The 18,017-nt window shown below is 40.7% G+C and carries 16 protein-coding genes; 3 read left to right on the top strand and 13 right to left on the bottom strand.

All coding sequences use genetic code 11. From position 1 onward, the window contains the following. Window positions 1–166 precede the first annotated feature (166 nt). The 3 genes from AC5RDV_RS08795 to AC5RDV_RS08785 are packed head-to-tail and all read left to right on the top strand — an operon-like array spanning window position 167 to window position 3,900. Window positions 167–436, top strand: coding sequence for a hypothetical protein (locus AC5RDV_RS08795; protein ID WP_008627549.1), 270 nt, complete (start codon window positions 167–169; stop codon window positions 434–436). Then, complete coding sequence (locus AC5RDV_RS08790; RefSeq protein ID WP_282748258.1) at window positions 437–991, top strand: 1-acyl-sn-glycerol-3-phosphate acyltransferase; 555 nt, start codon at window positions 437–439, stop codon at window positions 989–991. Then, window positions 991–3,900: a golvesin C-terminal-like domain-containing protein gene (locus tag AC5RDV_RS08785; RefSeq protein ID WP_282748259.1), complete on the top strand. Its 2,910-nt coding sequence runs from the start codon at window positions 991–993 to the stop codon at window positions 3,898–3,900. Before AC5RDV_RS08790 ends, AC5RDV_RS08785 begins: the two co-directional genes overlap by 1 nt. On the opposite strand, the gene AC5RDV_RS08780 is transcribed toward AC5RDV_RS08785, so the two are convergent. The 13 genes from AC5RDV_RS08780 to AC5RDV_RS08720 all read right to left on the bottom strand — a co-directional run. Continuing rightward, window positions 3,863–4,978 carry a glycosyltransferase family 4 protein gene (locus AC5RDV_RS08780; protein ID WP_282748261.1) on the bottom strand — a complete coding sequence of 372 codons (1,116 nt, stop codon included), beginning with the start codon at window positions 4,976–4,978 and terminating at the stop codon, window positions 3,863–3,865. The genes AC5RDV_RS08785 and AC5RDV_RS08780 overlap by 38 nt on opposite strands. A 171-nt stretch (window positions 4,979–5,149) precedes the next feature. Further along, window positions 5,150–6,331: a radical SAM protein gene (locus tag AC5RDV_RS08775; RefSeq protein ID WP_282748262.1), complete on the bottom strand. Its 1,182-nt coding sequence runs from the start codon at window positions 6,329–6,331 to the stop codon at window positions 5,150–5,152. 14 nt (window positions 6,332–6,345) lie between these two features. Beyond that, window positions 6,346–7,491, bottom strand: a complete 1,146-nt coding sequence (locus tag AC5RDV_RS08770) for a glycosyltransferase (RefSeq protein WP_282748263.1) — start codon at window positions 7,489–7,491, stop codon at window positions 6,346–6,348. A 46-nt stretch (window positions 7,492–7,537) separates the two neighbouring features. Further along, a complete protein-coding gene (locus AC5RDV_RS08765; RefSeq protein WP_282748264.1) occupies window positions 7,538–8,119 on the bottom strand; it encodes an acyltransferase in 582 nt (193 codons plus the stop codon). A 28-nt stretch (window positions 8,120–8,147) separates the two neighbouring features. Next, window positions 8,148–9,152 carry a glycosyltransferase family 2 protein gene (locus AC5RDV_RS08760; protein WP_282748265.1) on the bottom strand — a complete coding sequence of 335 codons (1,005 nt, stop codon included), beginning with the start codon at window positions 9,150–9,152 and terminating at the stop codon, window positions 8,148–8,150. Further along, a complete protein-coding gene (locus AC5RDV_RS08755; RefSeq protein ID WP_282748266.1) occupies window positions 9,149–9,970 on the bottom strand; it encodes a glycosyltransferase family 2 protein in 822 nt (273 codons plus the stop codon). Before AC5RDV_RS08755 ends, AC5RDV_RS08760 begins: the two co-directional genes overlap by 4 nt. Then, window positions 9,936–11,282 carry an O-antigen ligase family protein gene (locus tag AC5RDV_RS08750; protein ID WP_282748267.1) on the bottom strand — a complete coding sequence of 449 codons (1,347 nt, stop codon included), beginning with the start codon at window positions 11,280–11,282 and terminating at the stop codon, window positions 9,936–9,938. Before AC5RDV_RS08750 ends, AC5RDV_RS08755 begins: the two co-directional genes overlap by 35 nt. Then, complete coding sequence (locus AC5RDV_RS08745; RefSeq protein WP_282748268.1) at window positions 11,276–11,914, bottom strand: DapH/DapD/GlmU-related protein; 639 nt, start codon at window positions 11,912–11,914, stop codon at window positions 11,276–11,278. Before AC5RDV_RS08745 ends, AC5RDV_RS08750 begins: the two co-directional genes overlap by 7 nt. A gap of 12 nt (window positions 11,915–11,926) precedes the next feature. After that, window positions 11,927–12,730: a DUF4422 domain-containing protein gene (locus AC5RDV_RS08740; RefSeq protein ID WP_282748269.1), complete on the bottom strand. Its 804-nt coding sequence runs from the start codon at window positions 12,728–12,730 to the stop codon at window positions 11,927–11,929. Window positions 12,731–12,744: 14 nt separating this feature from the next. After that, window positions 12,745–13,884 carry a polysaccharide pyruvyl transferase family protein gene (locus AC5RDV_RS08735; protein ID WP_282748270.1) on the bottom strand — a complete coding sequence of 380 codons (1,140 nt, stop codon included), beginning with the start codon at window positions 13,882–13,884 and terminating at the stop codon, window positions 12,745–12,747. Between the two features lie 14 nt (window positions 13,885–13,898). Then, complete coding sequence (locus tag AC5RDV_RS08730) at window positions 13,899–15,677, bottom strand: thiamine pyrophosphate-binding protein (protein ID WP_494222153.1); 1,779 nt, start codon at window positions 15,675–15,677, stop codon at window positions 13,899–13,901. After that, a complete protein-coding gene (locus AC5RDV_RS08725) occupies window positions 15,637–17,169 on the bottom strand; it encodes an MATE family efflux transporter (RefSeq protein ID WP_040602854.1) in 1,533 nt (510 codons plus the stop codon). Before AC5RDV_RS08725 ends, AC5RDV_RS08730 begins: the two co-directional genes overlap by 41 nt. A 510-nt stretch (window positions 17,170–17,679) precedes the next feature. Further along, the coding region (locus AC5RDV_RS08720) for a PD-(D/E)XK nuclease domain-containing protein (RefSeq protein ID WP_494222152.1) at window positions 17,680–18,017 on the bottom strand (338 nt) is incomplete at its 5' end.

Genomic DNA, 18,017 nt, shown 5'->3' with positions numbered 1-18,017 from the left:
AAAAAGAATTTTCTGCATGCAAAATTAATGTTTTTTGTCGGAATGAAGAAACTCTCACCCCAAAAACATACGGTTTATTTTCTTCTATAAAATTTCCCGATATCACCAACTTTGCGTACCTTTGTCTATAGTTACTGATTTACATCATTATTTGAAATCAAAGAATATGGCTAAAAGAAAGACATTAAAAAAGAATATCAACTATATCTGTAGTGAACTGTTTGCGGAATGCGTAGCGTTGACGCATTACAAAGTAGATATAAAACAAGAAGATGTGGACAACGTAATGGTCCGCATATTGTTGATGCATGATGAATTTGTCAGCAGGATCAGTCATACGGAACCAGGAAACGTAAAAGGATTCTACAAGAAGCTGCGTATGGATTTCAATGCACAAGTCAGCGATATCATCAGCACAATCAGTCAGCTTTGTTAAATGAGCCGGCATTTTTGCAGTTTCCTCCTGTTCAGGGTGATGGGATGGAAAGTAGACGTGACGGTCCCCATGGGAGATAAGTATATCATTGCACTGGCACCTCATACAAGTAATTTCGATTTCGTGCTAGGAGTGCTTTATAGCCGTGCAATGGACTTCCGTTGCGACTTCTTAATGAAAAAGGAATGGTTTTTCTGGCCTTTGGGAATCTTAATGCGATGGTTGGGAGGAATCCCAGTATACCGGAACAAGAAGATGAGTATGACGGATCAGTTGTCACAAGTGGCCCGGGAACGGGATAATTTTCACCTTTGCATTACTCCGGAAGGCACTCGTTCACGTACGGAAGAATGGAAAAAAGGATTCTATTATATCGCCTTGAAAGCCGGGCTGCCTATTTTACTGTATGGAGTTGACTATCCAACCAAAACTATACGTTGCACTCAGGTAATCATCCCCAACGGAAACATAGATGAACAGATGAACGACATTAAAACATACTTCAAAGATTTCACAGGACGACATCCTGAAAAGTTCGCAACCGGATTAAAATAATGATAAGTATGAAAAAAAGGCTTATGGTCCTGGCGGGAGCATTCTTGCTAGGACTTTCCGTATATTCACAGAGTGGTGAGAAAATAGTAAAAGCCAAATTGGGTGATTATTTCTCTGACTATCAGACATCTTATACCACAGCTACCGACCGCTGTCGGATAGAAATGGTCAGGGTAGATGCTTCTGCACGGACGGCAGAGATTTACCTGAATGAACTCTTTGCCGGGCAGTCTTTTAGCAGGGATAAGGTTGATGAAATCTATCGTGACGTAAAACGTTTGCTTCCTGCGCCATACAACGCTTATACTATTATTATATACGGTAACGGAATCCCCATAGAGCATCTTGTTACGGACATGAACGGAGCTTCATCGAAAGTGCAAAAGAAATGGGGGAAGGCTTTGTATCACGGGGCGCCGTGGGTGGAACGGATGCAACGCCCCTATCCTATCACTAAAGGTATGCAACAACGCCATTTGTCTGTTTGGGCCAGCCATGGACGCTATTACAAGAACGACCAAAAAGAGTGGATGTGGCAGCGGCCGTATTTATACTGCACGACAGAAGATTTGTTCACTCAAACGATAGTCATCCCCTACTTAATCCCCATGTTGGAAAATGCCGGAGCATACGTCTTTACTCCCCGTGAAAGGGATTGGCAGCCCCACGAAGTGATAGTGGACAATGACACCCGGGATTCGGGCGGAACATATTCAGAACATGAAAACAAATACGTATGGGAAAACGGAGGTATGGGATTTGCACCACTCAAACAGACTTATCTCGACGGCGAGAACCCCTTTACGGATGGGACAGTCCGCAGTACCCATACGGTAACTCGAAAAAGCCAGGCTTCCGAAATACGTTGGACGCCAAATATGCCTGTGTCCGGACGCTACGCCGTATATGTATCATACGTGACCTTGCCCACGAGTGTTTCCGACGCCCATTATGTGGTTCGCCACCAAGGTGTGTCTACGACCTTCAAAGTCAACCAACAAATGGGAGGAGGAACTTGGGTTTATCTCGGGACGTTTGATTTCGACAAAGACCAACCCCATTCCAATTATGTCAGTTTAAGCAATCTGAGCAACCATCGCGGAACGGTGACAGCAGATGCCGTACGATTCGGAGGCGGGATGGGAAACATTGCCCGTGGAGATTCTTTGCAGGAAGTCGTAAGCGGTTTCCCGAGGTACTTGGAAGGTGCCCGTTACAATGCACAATGGAGCGGCATGCCTTATTCCGTATACAGCGGTAAAAACGGGACAAACGATTATAGCGACGACATCAATGTCCGTTCATATATGACGAACTATCTGGCCGGAGGTTCTTCTTATTTTCCGGCCGACAGCGGATTGCATGTACCGATTGAACTGGCCATCGCGCTTCATAGCGACGCCGGCATAGCCCCCGACAGCACTTTTGTCGGTACATTAGGCATTTATACCACGGATTTTAATGAAGGGACGTTTGCGACCGGAATGTCGCGATTGGCCTCACGTGAGCTATGCGATGTGGTCATGACACAAGTGAACGAGGATTTAAATGGCCTTTACGGACAATGGAAAAGACGCCAAATGTTCGACCGGAATTACAGTGAAACGCGCGAACCCCAAGTCCCGGCCATGATATTGGAAATGTTATCCCACCAGAATTTCCGGGATATGGCTTTGGGACACGACCCTGCATTCAAATTCAATTTGGCACGGGCCATATATAAAGGAGTACTGAAATATACATCCTATCAACATGAGGCAGGTTATGCCGTACAGCCCCTTCCCGTTACTTGTTTCCAGACTCGTTTAAACCCGGATGAAAAGGAAATAACGCTATCCTGGCTTTCCCAACAAGACGAGCTTGAACCCTCTGCAACTCCAAAAGGTTACATTGTGTATACCCGGCAAGGAGAACATGGTTATGACAATGGCACATTTGTACATGAGCCTCGGTTCTCGTTCCGTGCGGAGGAGAATGTGGTTTACTCGTTCAAAGTGACAGCCGTGAACGACGGTGGAGAAAGTTTTCCTTCGGAGGAACTGTCGGCCATGATAGCCAAAAATGCCTTTGCCAAGGTCCTGATTATCGACGGCTTTCAGAGGCTGGCCGGGCCACAGGTTATCCAGACGGATTCGACCCGGGGATTCGACCTGTCAGCGGACCCCGGTGTTCCTTATATGCGTTCTCCCGGATTCTGCGGTCGGCAAATCGTATTCAACACAGAACTGAACCCCAAAAGCGCGTGGGGCTTTAGCGGGAATGAACTTGAAGGCAAGATGATAGCGGGAAATACATTCGACCATAGCCGCATGCATGGTGAAGCCATAGCCACCGCAGGCAAATACTCGTTTGCATCCGCTTCCCGTGCGGCAGTAGAGGCACAAATGGTAAACCTGAATGAATACAATATAGTGGATTTGATACTGGGACTGCAAAAAAATGACGGATACAGTACCCGACCGTATCCGTCATTGACACCTGCTTTATGTAGTGCGTTACAAGAATTTACCCGCATGCGCGGCAGCCTGTTGGTGAGCGGTGCCTATATTGCCCGCGACCAGAAACAAAAGGAAAATGCAGACTTCCTGCGCAATACGCTGAAAGTAGACGCATACGCTCCGGTCACCTTGGATGCCTATTCTCAAGCCACGGGCATGAATACCACCCTTCATTTGTACACGGAACTCAATTCCCAACATTATGCCGTCACACATGCGGACTGCCTGATACCCCTTCCCGAAGCATTTTCCACCTTATTATATACGCCTACCAATTATTCGGCCGCCGTAGCCTACCAAGGGGAAGACTACCATGCGATTACCTTGGGATTCCCTTTCGAGTGCATCAAATATGCCGCCGACAGGGATAAGGTCATGGGTGCGTTCCTGAGTTTCCTGCTGTCAAGGTAAGATAGACTTCCTCTACTTGCGTGGCAATCCGGTTCCAATCGTATTTCGACATGTCGTAGCCAACATGTTTTAAAGGTGAAGCAGCTATCTTGTCCAATTTTTGTGCCAAAGCCCCAACGTCTCCTACCGGGAAATAGCAATCCTTGGCCAAGCCGACTTCAAGGTTTGCAGGGATGTCGCTGACTACGACTTCCACGCCATAACTCATAGCTTCAAGCAAGGCTATCGGAAGCCCCTCGTGGCTTGACGGCAAACAGTAGCAGCGGCAGTGGGTCAACAAGGAATGGAGCTTGCGCCCTTTGACAAAACCAGTCAACACTACCCCATTTGCTTTGGCCGTCTCTTTCAACGACCGGGAATAGTCGTCTTCAAAATCAGTATCACCGGCAAGAACCAACTTGATACTTTCGTTATTTTCCATTTGGATGAACGCCTCTACCAGATGGTGCAAATTCTTTTCCGGCACAAAACGGCACATGCCTAAAATATATTTTCCCTTCTCGATTCCCAATTCTTCAAAATATTCAGGCTCATCGCAAATTTCCGGTTGGGATACCCCATTATATATAAGGTGTACACGGCTTGTCCGTCCGTACTTTTGCCTTACCAGGTTACGAATCACATCGGATATGACGATGACATCGTCTGCAAACATGCACCCCATGCGTTCGCCGAGTTTCAGCATCGTTTTGGCCGCAAGCCCCCACTTGTCCCGGTCGTAATCCGGCCCATGATGGGTAAATACCACTTTCATCCCCAACATCTTGGCATACGGTACGAGCAAGGCGGGACCGATGGCGTGGACATGTAAGATGTCAGCCCCCAACCTCCGGGCTTCGTTGATGGCACGGAAAGTATGGATGATGGCCTCAAACGATTTTTTCTTGGGGGAAGGAAGCGTGACGAGCCGGACCCCCTTCCACTCCTTCAGGCCATCCTTCACATAATCGGAACGGCGCACCACCGTCACATCCCATCCCTGTTGAGCCAGACGTGGGAACAATTCCTCACAATGCGTCTCCACCCCACCCATGACACCGGGAATGCCACGAGTTCCGGTTACTACTATTTTCTTCATTTTACCATCCGCATTGAAAATAATTCATTACTTTTACATGCAAATACCACAACTTCGAGAACTCATGAGAGCATTTGCCACCCGAATCAAAGAAACACTCCAATATGTCGGCATCCTATCGTTGGCGTGCCTTTCTGCCCTTTGGCTTTGGCTGACGGGTAAAGGAAAGCATTAGTGGGTAATCTCATACCCTTGCCTGGCCACATCGGCATTCACAATATCCTCACCCCGTTTACCCTTCAAGGCAGCTTTGGAATCATCGGAAAGACCGTTATTGATTTCCGCATTCACGTCACACGTAGACAAACGGTCAAGTTGTTCTTTAGTCACTTTCCCGTCGCGGTAATCACAGCATACAGGATTCTCATACATGGAATACTTCATGCCTAAAAGCGACTTCAGCTTATGTTTGGCCACCCATAAGGCCGGAGTTGCGATATACTTGTGCATGGCCGGAGACACCGAACCAATCATCCAACAGTTACGGTTGCAGCAACGTACTTTTCGACGCACTTTCTCCGCTTCGGGGCTGTTCCACAAATCCTCCCACATCTGCCGGTTCAGGTTGCCCATCACCTCCTTGTCTTTCGTCCCGTTACAAGGCATCACGTCGCCATACGGGTCAATGAAGAACGTGTCGAAACTCATGTCGCAAGGCAACAGGCGCTTCTGACCGTAGATGTAATTGATAAGCCCATGGTTGAAATAAGCACGGAACCACTTCTTAGGCGAATTAGACTTCAACAGTTCATTGACCAAGTTCTCAAAATTCTTCGCCACCATCGGACGGTCGTGGATGATGTTCTTAGCTTCTACAAAATAGAACGAGTTATGCAGGGAAGCCGTGGCAAACTCCATCCCCATCTTATTGGAGAGCTCATACAGCGGCACCAAGTCCGGCGCATTCTTGTCCTGTACCGTCATGCCGAAACCCACATCCTTCATTCCCATCTCGCGGAGTTTCTTCAAGGTATTATAACCACGACGGAAACCATCGTTCAAGCCACGGATTTCATTATTGGTCTTTTCCAACCCCTCAATGGAAATGCGGATACCGATCTGTGGAAACTCCTTGCAAAGTTCGATGATACGATCCGTGAAAAAGCCGTTGGTAGAGATGACGATACGGTCACTCTTCTTATACAGTTCACGTACCACCTCCTTCAAGTCCGTACGGATAAACGGCTCCCCTCCGGTGATATTCGTAAAATACATCTTCGGGAGCTTCTTAATCGTCTCGATAGAGATTTCCTCCTCCGCCTTCGAGGGAGCTTTATAGCGGTTGCACATGGAGCAACGCGCATTACATCGGTACGTCACGATGACCGTACCGTTCAGTTTCTTTTCTGCCATAATGTTTTATGAATTTATTTTGAATACACTTTAACCATGTGGTTGTAATAGGATTCCGCATCATATTTCCTTTGTGACACCTCAGCCAACTGCTGATAATCGAAAGGCGTATTCCACATTTCTTCTATTTTTCCTTTCAAATCAGTCACATTTCCGCTAATGAAAGTTTTGTCGGTCAGTTCCGGAATGCCACCGATCCGGGCACCGAGTACCGGAGTACCCAAACATTGCGCTTCTATTACGGACAACGGATTGTTTTCATACCACTCAGAAGGTACCACAGAAAAACGAGCTTGTCCCACAAGTACCTTAATTTCATCCCAATCCTTATGTCCTAGGAATTCAATGTGACTATGTGCAATGGCTTTCAACTCGCCAAAGAGCGGCCCATCACCGATAACCTTCATTTTATACGGAAGTCGGTTGGCAGCCTCTATTAACGTTTTCACCCCTTTCTCTTGGCTTAATCGTCCGATATAGCAATAGTAATCCCTTTTGTCGTAATTATCCCTTCGACACCTTTCCGAATCAATAAAATTACAGAGCACAACCATCTTTTTCTCATCAAATCCTCCCTCCGCCATTTTGTAAGACATGAAGCGGCTGGGACAGACAAACACATCCGTTGAAGCTTCCAATCGCTGCCGGTTCCACACGTTTGCTTCACGAAAACCCACGAAAGAAGCCAGTTTGGAACCTTTCATGCACTTGTTGTCGAGGCATGATTTCTTACCCCCCTTGAAACAAGCTTCACATATCGTATCTCCGCTGAGCAGGCAGTCATAGCGCGGGCACAACAGCTTATAATCATGCAACGTCCATACCACCCTTATGCCTCGCCCGTGTGCCAATTCCGCAAGCACGGGCGACAGTTGGGTATGGATATTATTCAGATGTACCACGTCCGGCTTAAAGTCGTCCAACAGCCTATTGAATTTACCCCTTACCTCTCTTGAACCGAAAGGACGCGTGAAAGCCATCCATTTACTCATCTTCTTAGGGAAATACCGCTTCCATTCCGTGTCTACATTCTCCGGATAGTCCATGGCGAATACGGCCACTTCATGTCCGTGCTTCCTCAACGACCGCTCCAGATTGAGTACGTAGACGCAGTCACCGCCCCGGCGGTAATAGAACTTATTGGCTAATAAGATTTTCATTGTATTGAAAGAAAGGATTTAATCAAATATGCTTTTGAGTGCTTACTCACTTTGTAGTGGCGATTGAATCAATCGGTATTTGTATTTCTCGTTTATGTATAAAATGGTCTTCTGATAAAGACAATAAAAACTCCCGTTTTCCGGCATCCGTCATTTGGCCTGATTGAAGATCATAAACTAGCATCCTTTCATAAAATTTGTTCGTGTAACAAATAAAACGGGCCGGATTTCCACCAACAACGACATTGTCTGGAATGCTTTTTGTTACAACAGTGCCAGCACCCACAATAACATCGGAACCAATAGTAACACCTGCCATAATCTTAGCCCCTTCACCTATAAATGTTCTATCTCCTATTTTTATCTTTCCAAAAAAATCAAATTTTGGATTGTTATAACGTATTCTTAAACCATAAATTCCTCCATGGGTAAAAAAATCCACGTTTTGAGAGATACGGACGTTATTCCCAATTTCAATTAAATATCCCTCTTTTGCATCTAACTTACATGCCCGAATATGGCATCCCGTACCAATCTTTACCCCTTTCTTCTTTAGATATTTTTCGGGTGTAGCATATACGCCAGCCAACAAAAATTGCTTAATCTTTTGTCTATTAATTAAAGCCATAATCTAATATTATTTAATGAACTGAAAATCAAATTTTAGTAATAGAAACATAACATTTCAGGGCAAAATACAACAATCGGTATTGTTTACCTATAATACACCAAAGAACAAACAAGTCCTTAATAGGAATCACTTTGTGAAACTTATGCCATAAAATACGCGTATAGGGTATATGGAGTTCTTTCATTTCAGTCAAGAAAGGCGTTTTCAATAAATCAGCTTTAATAGAATATACTGCATACACACGTAATATCCTTGATAAATTTCTATAATATAAAATGTTATTCTTCGTCATGTCTATATGAAAAGAATCTGTTAAAGCCATAAAGTTTTTAATATGAGTCTTCATACCATACAATGTTTCTTTATGGATTTTGGCAGAAGTACTTAACATCTTTCGTTGGATATGTTCATATAAGACCTCTTTACTAGAGACGAACACCTCTACATGCTGTAACATCATTAAGTTAAAGTTAATGTCTTCATGCCCTTTTGTATAATCTTCATTGAAGTAGAATATATCTCTTAATTTCTCAGCATTATATAATTTGTTCCATATTGTTGATATATGTAAATAGGTAATATCCAAGATATGGTTCTTCAATTCGTTTTTATTATGACATACCAACTCCATTTGGATTAATTCAGACTTCTGTGAAACATCAGAAACAGTCTTGTAACCAACATTTACAATATCTGCATTATAATGAATTGCCAAATTATATTGGACTTCCAACTTTCGTGAAGCATATAAGTCATCATGGTCACAGAAAGTCAAGTATTTAGCTTTTGCTATTCTTATTCCTGTATTACGAGCTGCGCAAATTCCTGCGTTTTTCTGGTGTATCACAATCACGCGTGCATCTTTTGCAGCGTACTCATCACAAATTTTTATGCTCACATCATTGGAACCATCATCTATAATGATTAACTCGAACTCCTTAAAGGTTTGAAATAATATGCTATCCAATGTCTTTCTCAATATTTCGCCTGTATTATACACTGGCACTATCACTGATATTTTGGGTGTCATGGGAGTTGTTTTATATAGTTCCTATTCTTTATTCTATATACAGAAATTAAATAAGGAAATAGTTTTGAAAGATAATACTTTGAGTTAAAACGTATACTTTTCCACAACAAAATTACTTTATCCAAGAAGCTAAATTCATATTTAAACATCGATTTGCGTTCTACATATATTTGAATCATAAATTTTCCATTATGTGAGGCTCCTCCATTTCGATCATCAAACACAGATATGGGAAAGCCTACATATTTAAGTTTATGATTTCCTGTCATGAACACTTTATAAGTGGTATGATAATCTGCGCCCAAGGGAAAATCCAAACAGAATTTAACTCGTTGTAACTGTTCTGTTTTAGTAAATAAACTTTGATGAGAGAAGCCTTGGGATTTGAATACCAAATCGCGAATCGTGAATGGACGTTCATATATGGCATGAGCTTGCCTTTTCATATATCCCAAATCGTTTAACACATAGTCATCACCATAAAGCAGGTTATCATCTCCGTCATAATTTTTAAAAATATCAGAAACGACATGTTCATTTGCAAAGGTGTCACCTGCATTCATGAAAAGCACATATTTTCCTGTAACATAGTTTAGCGATTTGTTCATCGCGTCAAATATACCCTTATCTGGTTCTGAAAGTATTTTCGTAATAGAATCTTGATATTTTTCCACTATATTCAAAGTATCATCCTGACTTGCACCGTCAATTATAATATACTCCAGATTCGGATAATCTTGTGATATTACACTTTTAATTGTCTGTTCAATTGTGCCCACACAATTAAAGCACACAGTGACTATGGAAATCTTTTTCATACATAAATATTTCTTGTTTGTTCATGATTACACACCCTATTCCAAAGAAGAAAAAATAGTTAAGTCCTGTAGCAACAACTAAAGCAATCATTGTGACCAAGGCTAATAATTGATAATTTACTTTTCCATTTTTATAAGGTCGGCTATATTTGTAGGATTGATAAAATAACATATAATACATCAAGTAGCCTAAAATTCCGAATTGACATACAGCTGTAGATAGTATAGTTTCAAAACCAAATAATACAGGATGCAACTCATATTGGTTTAGATACCATGAACACCACCCAAATCCCTTTCCAAACAATATATTGTCCTTAATCTCTATAAAAGGATAGGCTACTTGAAGAATTCTTAATTCCCAACTTGACCCTCCAACATCTTTTGCAGCCAATAATTTATCATCCCAAAAAAAGAAAGAGGTCTCAATCATCGATCTTATGCTTTCTAATGCCGGAATCATAAAAACAGCAAATAAAGCTATCATTACCAACAAGAATACTTTCACATATAATAATACATTCCATGTTTTTCGCTTCAAGTACATCCACAATATAAGAAAAACACCTATTGAAACAATTGGCGAACGCTTCTTGCACAAGAAAACATTAATGATTAAGAAAACTAATGCTATAAATATAGTTCTTTTATTGTATTGACCTGTACATTGAAGATATACCAATAAGGGTATCGACATAGATATAAAATATCCAAATCCATTTGCATGTAAAAATGTCCCAGACGTAGAAACTCCACGGCCAGTTGTATACCATACTTCTTCTCCTAACGATGTATCTCTCCACCCAGTTATTGCCTGAAAGTAATTCACATACGGATTATTTTGTATAAGATACACAATTATAGCATAAACACAGCATAATATAGTTGACCATACAAAGGTCTGCACTACTATTCTTAAGTCACATTTTGTCTTAACAACACCAATGGCTAATATAACAGGAAGTATGTCTGTAAAAAAATATTGTATTAATGAGTTGTATTGGAATTGCAAATCCTCATAATCAGAGAAAGGTAGAAGCACAGCACATGAACATATAAAAAACATAAGAATTTTAAAATATGAATCCTTAACCAAACGTACATAAGTCTTAGCAAGGCCATTAACCAATACACTTATAACAATAATGAGTATTAGTGTGCTATTAAAACTAAGTCCTTCAAAACCTGGGGTCCGGACAACTTCAGGTATTAAAATTCTTGCAGATATGAAACACGCTAATCCATACGAAGGACGAATTAAGGTTGCTACTACTGTGAATGCTAATATAGCAAACAACAATATATTTAACATATTACTTTCTTAAGTATTTTTACAACTTTTGCCGGATTTCCAGCCACTACACAATCTTCTGGTACATCTTTAGTTACTACACTTCCTGCGCCTATAATAGAACGTGCTCCAATATGTACCCCTTTTAGAATTATAGCATTAGCTCCAATTAAAACATCATCTTCGATGACAATCTCTTTATCTATCCTGTTTTTTGCATCAGAAATTTCATTTCTACGATCTTTGAAAGAAAGTGAATGGGCATCAGTGTCTATCAACGTAGTGCCTCCCCCTATTTTCACATTGTTTCCTATTTTTATATGTTTTGCAACCCAAATTACGGTGCCACTCATTCCGACATTCTTACCTATTTCAAGCACTGCATTATCCATTATAAAGATACATCCATGAGCATTAGTTGTTAAGGGGTTATAAGTTGATCCGGATAAAAATAAAAAGTTCTCTCCCGTAGAAAATATCGCATTTTTACCTTTGTGAATATGAATCTTTCCTAATATTTTAAATCGTCCTTTGGGTTGTAATCCTGTTGCTTTTGCATATAACATATTGTATCTCCAAGAAATGGACATACTTACTTTTTCCTTTAAAGTAACTATTAGACGTATTATATTATATACTATTCCACTTTCCATAAAAAGTTAGCACTATAAAATTCCATCATTTTTCATTCCCACTAATACAGACGTTCCAATGATATCGTCAAATGAACTCGCTGGAGATTGGCAAAAAAGCGCAGATAGTTGTTTTCGTATCCAACTTTGCCTTTTTTCATGCTCTCCAATCATATTTACAATTCCATCATGATGTATTTTCATTTGGTTATGCAGGCAATATATGGGTAGTAAGTATTCAGCAAAATATCCATAAATACGGTTGTACCTCGAATATGGTAAGGGTTTTACATGCTTTTCGCATTCTTCCAAGATGGAAAACTGCCATTGGCAGAATTGATTGAAAGCTTCTTTTCTCATAATGAACATGTTATAAGGTATATCCGCATTTCTTGACAAGTATTGCAATGTTGTTTTTTCATACTCAGGATATAGTTTACGTATTGACATAAAAAATATGGCATAATCTTCAGGTACAATGTTCATTTTTAGTTTGTTCAACATCGTATCCCTAACCCCACTGTAAATAGGCCTTGGTAATATTACATCATATTTAGAAAAGAGTCGTTCCAATAGTTCATCCGTATAAACGGTTTCGAAATACCGCCTATAATGACATAAACCTATATACCGACAATCTACATTCTTCCAAGCCCAGTATTGGGCCGTCAGTTCACAATAACTTGGGTTCTTTTGGCTGATGTTATCCCCTGTGTCATCTCCGATAATTCCCAAGTCATATTCAGATATGGCCTTTCCAACCTGAATGGGAGTGTATATTCCCTTGTTATACATGTTACAGGGTTTGTGGCAAGCTACCAATATCATAGATTTCATCTTTCTTCCTTTTTTTATTCATTTAATTTATTTATAAGTTCATTCGTGCACTCCTTGATTCTTGTTTCAAGTTGTGGATACACTCTTTCATAGGGGACGGGAGACAAATAATCCGCACAGTTTGGGTTATATATTTTAAATTCCAGTCCAAAAGAGGCAAGGAAATCATACATACGTGAATTCTCGGATTTTTGGTCTTCTTTGCAGCGCATAAGTGCCACAAAATCCTTTTTCAGTTTTAAACTCATGGCCGCATTATGAAAAGAATCTGTCACGACATAAGTCGCGTGATGTAAGAACCATACAAAATCATAGATGTCTGCCGACTGCAAATATTCATATCCTTTTATCTTGCAAGTCGGAGGAGCCACGCTGAATACAATAACCCGATTAATCCCATATTGCTCTTTTATTGTTTTCAAAGCCTTCCATTCAAAGTCCTTGTCACCAATGAAATAACAGAATATATAAGGTATGGAAACGGATATTCGATTCACGAGAGACCCCTTGTGGGAGAATTGTATCCAACTATTTTCATCGAGTAAAAGAACCGGATCTAATACCGTTTTTACTGTTTTTCCCGTAAGGGCAGATAACATTTTTGACCCTGTTTCTTCCCTGCAAAAGATTGCACTGAAAGAAGAAAGATATTTTTTGTATAGGTTTTGTTTCTCTTCTGGAATCCTACTAACCGCTATGGAAGAGGAATAGGCTATTTTCTTTTGATTTTCTTTCACGAAATCAAGCATGTAGAACGTATCAAGATTATATGGATTCCATATTTGGTCGCTTCCCGTGAGGAACTTATCGTATTGCTTATTCAATAATTCAATATCCTTTGGACAGGTAACAAGAGGAGTAAAACAAAATTCATTTTTCAAGAATTTCATAATTTTCGTTTGACGGACTTGCTCTGGTTTTCTTATACCTAATACTTTTTTAATTAACGCAACACATTTGGAACGGAGTTCCCTTTGTTGTCCAGGATATTGGTGAAACTTTTTCCGTCCGCAAAACGGTCTTATCATGTCCACATGAATCCCCTTGGAACGAAGCACTGTATAAAGGGCATAGGCTTGAAGATTGGTACCGTAATTATTGCTGCCGTACCATGTCACAAGGCATACTTTCAGTTTTTCCTCTGCATTCTTCATATATACTTTCCTTTTTATTTTTTGAATATCTTTTTGAGTATGCCATAAGCTTCTTCACCTACCACCTTCTTTACCATTTCTTTCGATTGCTCTTTATTGGATTGCTTGATAGTTGACATTATTTTTAAGGCTGCGTTTTCGTTCACATCCTTAGTAAAAGCTTCCAATAAAATGGGCTTTTCGGATGATGGGTTTAAAAAATCTGGCAAGAGTTTTTCATATTCTTCTTTGTTGGAAGCAGTGAGGTAAATAAACCCCAAATCTTCGGCATAATGACGTACCAGTTTTGGAGACTGCTTTCCATAATGTCCTTCTGCACAAATATACGGGTAGGCTTCTTGTCCTAACATTGATCCCATATTCATGTGATGAGTAAATTCGCATCCTTTTCCATTGTTAACTAATAAGATTCTTATGTTTTTGCCCACATGTCTGTTTCCGAGTGAGTTCATGTCATAGAAGAATGATAAGTCACCCACCACACCCAAATATAACTTTTCGGGATGTGCCCATGAAGCCCCTATAAGGGTAGACATATTGCCATCGATACCGAAACCACCCACATTGGAGAATGAAGTAACTCCTTGAGGCAGTTTGAAGAAATTCCATGCTCTCAAAGAGGTTAGGATGCCCAAATGCAATACGGTTCCGTCCGGTAATTTTCCAGAAGTTATTGAAGCCATCCAAATATTGGAAAAAGGCAAATCCGGCAAGGATTGCATTATATTTTCGTATTCCTCTTTATAAGACGGATATTCGTCAATGGAATACGCGCACTCTTCTTGTGCATAATGATCAAAAAAGAATTTTTCATCCATTTCAAAAACATTTACCAACTTCTTGAAGGGGTCTCGGATTTCACCATCTTCGCTCACGCGCCAGACTTCTTGTGCATAAGGACTGATATTGAACATATCCCCGGAAATTTCTCCTAAATGTATCAGTAGTTTCAACGAACGTTTGATTTTACCACTCTGTAACTGAATGAGAGAGTAATTCATTTTGTATTTCCCATAATATCCACTGGTATGGTCACAAAATACGATGGCATGATGCTTTTTACAGAAAGCCTCAATGCTCGCTTCTTCTTGCTGGTTGAACTTTTTATGCGAGCCGATGAAGATTCCTATCTGACCTTGGGGTAACGATAGAAGTTCGTTTTTATGGCTGTACCTATGGATAACTCGAGTGTACGGAAGTTCAGTTATGGAAAAATCCGGGTTATAAGAAGTAATCAGATTGATATGTGCCGGTCCTCCTCCATGTCTTGTAAGTTCAAGTATGGCTTCATTGATTTTATTTATTGCGTTCCATTCCTGTCGTTCGCAATGAATCTCATCCACCTGAAAACTCTTTTTTACTATATCAGCCGGTAACTGTATGCGATTGGTTACCTGATCCTTCAAATTGCCTATCCATTCCGAATATTGCGAAGAAGTTACCACAAGAATGGGAAGCTTACGATAATAGGCTTCCGTCAATGCCGGCATATAGTTGCGAGATGATGTGGCACCCGTGCAACTTAGCATTACCGGTTCTCCGCTTTCTGCTGCCAGTCCACATGCCATATAGGCCGCACTGCGTTCATCAACTGAAGAGTAAATCTTGAAATATGAATCATGTTGGAGGCTGGCTACAAGTCTTAAATTCGTTGCTCCTGGAGAAGCTATGATATTACGTATTCCATGGGCTTTTAAGAGTGATATCAGAATAAGAGAATTTTTCTCTGCCGTATAATGTAAATCCATATTATTATTGTTTTCTTCGTTTGAGTTTATTTTTAACCATGTCACACACTGTGATTCTTTCTGAACGCGTCATACCTATATAGTACATCGCGGGGATTGCTGATATGACGCTTACCATACATGTCAGTATAAGTCTTCCAAATGAAGGAGGCAGAATCTCAACAATCGAAATAGGAGGAATAAAGCAAACAAGCAGAACTATTAAAACAATACTCAGTACCTCATTTACATATCGACGGACAGGGAATTTCACCATCCTTTTTAAAAGGAAGAGTCTGACAAATATGAGGAGTATATTGTCTAATATGTAAACAATGTAATAGATTTCGGGATTGCAACCTAATTTAAATAGCAACCATGTGACAGGGAATACCAAACATCCAAATCCTCCCACGTAAAGATAATAACGTTTGATGTCTCCTGTACCTAATGCCAGAGTAGTGAGTGGTGCACCTGGCAAATCTGCCAAAGCTACAAATAGTGCTAATCTCAGAAATAAAGGAGCATAAGAAGGAACTTCTTTCAACCACAGCCCTAAGACATAGTCGGCTTCCAACACCAATGGTATTAAAAAAAACAACATGAGAAAGAATGAGAACTTTGCTCCTTTGAACACCAATTTGAAAGATTCTGTAGCATTTCCTTCTGCGTATGTCTTGATGATTTGAGGGTTCAATGCTGTCGTGAAATTACTCACAAACATCCGGACCGCCGAATCCACCTGAGTAGCCACTCCACGTGCCGCATTGAGTACCACTCCAAAGAAGATATTGATAATAAGGTTCACTCCTTGGGTATTGAATATATAAGCACTTGTTCCAAAAAGGTACCATCCTGCAAAAGCTCCGATTTCCTTAAAAAGAGATTTATCGAGGATAAAGTGGTAACGGCATTCTTCAAAATGTTTTTTGCAGTAAACTCCATATACCAATCTTAAGAGTAGTGCTATGGAGGTCAGAAGAATAGCATATAGAATAAGCTTGTCCATTGCAAACAGCACAAGCAGGTAAACAGCTCCAAGTTTTAGTAGAGATTCCCATAAGCCAATATAGGCAAAGGTTTTCATGTGCTCATGGGCAACAATGAGTGCGTTGTAGGGGACGCTGATAAGTCCAAGTATAAAAGACAATAATGAACATTGAAAAACCCATAAGGCTGCAAATTCTCTTCCTTCAGGAATATTCATTTTTGTGTAAATGAACCATGCGCCTACCAATTCAGCTAATATAATAATGATGGCTGAAAGGACTATTTGTATATTAATGCTGGTGCAGAAAATTCTGTTTAATCGTATTTTATTCCCTCGTCCTAATTCAAAAGTAATGAAACGGGAAATAGAGTTAGTAAGTGATGCTGAAACCAATGCGAACATGGCTACAAATCCACCTACTACATTATATATTCCATAGTCCTCTATACCCAGTGTGGAAAGTACCACTCTAGAAGTATACAGACTGATGACAAGAGATAAAAATGTCCTGAGATATAAAAAGGCTGTATTTTTTATAAGCCTTGTTCTATTATTGCTTTTTTCCACCTTGTCTGTTAATTAAAAGGTATATGGGATATCATCATAGATTATAATACCTGCTCCTCCTGACATTTGAATGGTATCAATGCTCTATTATCCAGAAGGTTAATGTAAAAGTTATCGCTTTCCATTCCGAAAACAAGAAGCAATGACCTTATGGATGATTACAACTTCTTCCTTCCTATACAGGAGTTTTCCAAAAAACATCCTTCATCTTTCAGGATGTATGCTAATATGCTCATTACTTATATGTTATGGGCTGAAGGATGTTTCAGCTATCCTTCAGCCATGTTTCATTTCCTTTGGAAGAGGACGGAAAATCAATCTGCGGAGAATGAAAAATCGTTTGGCTTAGATTGAAAAATCATTTGGCGCAGAACGTTTGACGGCTTTCTGCCATGAAAGGGAACTGAAAGATGAGATTTTATCGTTCAGTTCCTAATGTATTGTATGATAGATGTTTACCATACATCCTGAAGGATGAAGGATGTTTTTGAAAATTCCCTTGGGTGTATTTTAGTTAGTGATTACCCAATCTTTCAGGGTGTGCCGTTCCATGTCGAAGTTGATGCCGACTTTCACCACGGGCAGGCCGCACAGGGCGAAGCGTTCGGGATAGTTTCTCAGGTCAATCTGTTGCATGGCGGCTGCGGCCGATTGGTTCAGTTTCAGTTCCACGACGTAGAGCGTGGTGGCCGTGCGCATCACCATGTCCACCCGTCCCATCGGGGTACGTACTTCCACGTCTACGTACGCACCGAGGAGGCTGAAAATGATGTAGAGCATCTGTTGGTAATGCCCTTCGTAGTCCGTGCGGTCGCAATAGGGAACGGTGGAGAGGAACGTTTGCAGCA

The sequence above is a fragment of the Paraprevotella sp. genome, assembly GCF_986071375.1.
The sequence above is the reverse complement of the archived record's forward strand: the minus strand, read 5'-3'. Positions and strand labels throughout refer to the sequence as shown.